We start from the raw sequence: 1,954 nt of genomic DNA, 5'->3' as shown, positions 1-1,954 counted from the left end.
GTGTTCAGCCCTTCGTCGGATGACTCCTGTTGTCCAACTACTATGGCGTCTGCTGACTTCTGCCGGATCTCGAGAATGGTTACCCATCATCGCGCTATCGTGTGTCATCGCGTTCGCTCGTTCTGGCTGATGAACCCAAAACGCCAGGCCTGTGAAACCAGTGGCCAAACTGGATATTAAACAACGATCGCCTGTCAGGCAGATCTCCCCGGATAAGAGCATGAACCTTCAGTGCACAACTGCCGCATTTACCGTATCTCGCAACCGGAGGGCTTCGTGATCATTGGCCCACTCGCCCCGGAGACTCGGCCTTATATGCGATTTCTGTTCGTCAGCTCGCACCTTTGCACTCGGGCTTCCTCCGCACAGCACCTCGCGGGGCTGCACTTGCCGTCGGCTAGTGGTTATCATTGATCCGTTACGGACAATGCCGGTTTCCCACAGGGGACTGGCACCCCATAAATTCATGCCCATGCCGGGCGTACCAAAGTTTTCCATGTGACGCCTACGGCGCACCTGAACCAAGCGTTAGGTGCTCATACTCAACCGGTTACATTTTTGCCAAAGAAATCATTGTCGCCCATTGCTACTATTGGCATTCACTAGCATCATAAAAACGAAATTTTCATATGAAATTCACTACACTACTTGTTAGCGCCCTGACAGCTGCTGTTATTTCTTCCGCTGCGAATGCAGAAAGTGTTCGTCCATATTTACAATCAGATCAGGCCTTAAAAGGAATACAGGCTTGCCAGTCTTTAGCGAAAGAGAAAAGCTGGAATATGGCTGTTGTTATTGTCGATCGAGGTCTTGATGTTATTGCCTCTTTTAGAATGGATGAAGCTCTGCCTTCAGCCTACACTGGAGCAACTTTAAAAGCTGAAACGGCATTATCTTGGTCAACTTCAACAGACAAAGTAGCGGAGATCACAACAGCAAAACCAGAGTTCAAGCAGTTCCCTGGATTGCTTCCAATTGGTGGCGGTGAACCGATTTTTTCAAAGAACGGAACACTCGTTGGTGCAGTTGGCGTGGCAGGTGGTTACGTAGAGCATGACCAAGAGTGTGCCAAAGCTGTTGTCAGTGCCATCAAATAGCCAGCAGCTAAATCGGGTAAGGGCTGACTTTTCTTCAGCCCTCCCCACACCACCCGGCATGCGGGTCCGCACCGGGCGGTTCACCGAGAATGGTGAAACCTGATCCACAACTCTTTCAACGAAAGCAATCCAAGAGACTTCAGAACGTCGTTACTTAATCCCAGTTGTACGGCATATGTTTTGGCCAGACGGTAATACCCTTTATTACTGCCTGCCAGCATCACCGCATCTTTCAGACTGACTCCCAGATTCACCAGTTTTCGAACGCGTGTTCGGGGATACCGCCACTGTTTCAGTAAACAGCTGCGTAATCGGCGTCGTATCCACTGATCCAGTAAAGGGAGCGGGCGGTAATATTCTGACAGGGTGTAATAACTCATCCAGCCTCGTATATACGCAGCCAACAGTTTCATCCTCTTGACCATGGAGATGCCCCAGCTTCGTCTTGTTAGCTGGCGTATCTTCATTTTAAAACGGTGAAGGGATTTCTCTGTCCAGACAATACGACCGCGCGGGAAGGTAAAACCCAGAAACTCGCTCTCTGTGGCTTTCACCACTTTGCTCTTTTCTGTGTTCACCGTCAGCTTGAGTCGCCGCTCCAGATAACGGGTGATATTCACCATCACCCTTTCTCCGGCACTCTGGCTGTTCACGAGAATGACAAAGTCATCTGCATAACGTGCAAACCTGTGACCTCGTCGTTCCAGTTCTTTGTCCAGATCGTCCAGCACTATGTTGGCTAACAGGGGCGAGAGCGGGCCTCCTTGCGGTACACCAAGTCGGGTGGGCTGGATTTGTCCGTTGATCAAGGTGCCGGCTCTCAGATAGGAGCCCAATAGTTTCAGCAGTGCTTTGTC

General features: G+C 50.5%; 2 protein-coding genes. One reads left to right on the top strand and one right to left on the bottom strand.

The window, feature by feature from the left end:
- Nucleotides 1-629: 629 nt before the first annotated feature.
- Nucleotides 630-1,097 carry a heme-binding protein gene (locus QMA35_RS21495; RefSeq protein ID WP_281649182.1) on the top strand — a complete coding sequence of 156 codons (468 nt, stop codon included), beginning with the start codon at nt 630-632 and terminating at the stop codon, nt 1,095-1,097.
- A gap of 80 nt (nt 1,098-1,177) precedes the next feature.
- On the opposite strand, the gene QMA35_RS21490 is transcribed toward QMA35_RS21495, so the two are convergent.
- A partial coding sequence (locus QMA35_RS21490) for a reverse transcriptase domain-containing protein (protein ID WP_281649181.1) occupies nt 1,178-1,954 on the bottom strand: 777 nt, incomplete at its 5' end.

The organism is Parendozoicomonas sp. Alg238-R29 (assembly GCF_947331445.1).
Taxonomy (GTDB): Bacteria; Pseudomonadota; Gammaproteobacteria; order Pseudomonadales; family Endozoicomonadaceae; genus Sansalvadorimonas.
The sequence above is the reverse complement of the archived record's forward strand: the minus strand, read 5'-3'. Positions and strand labels throughout refer to the sequence as shown.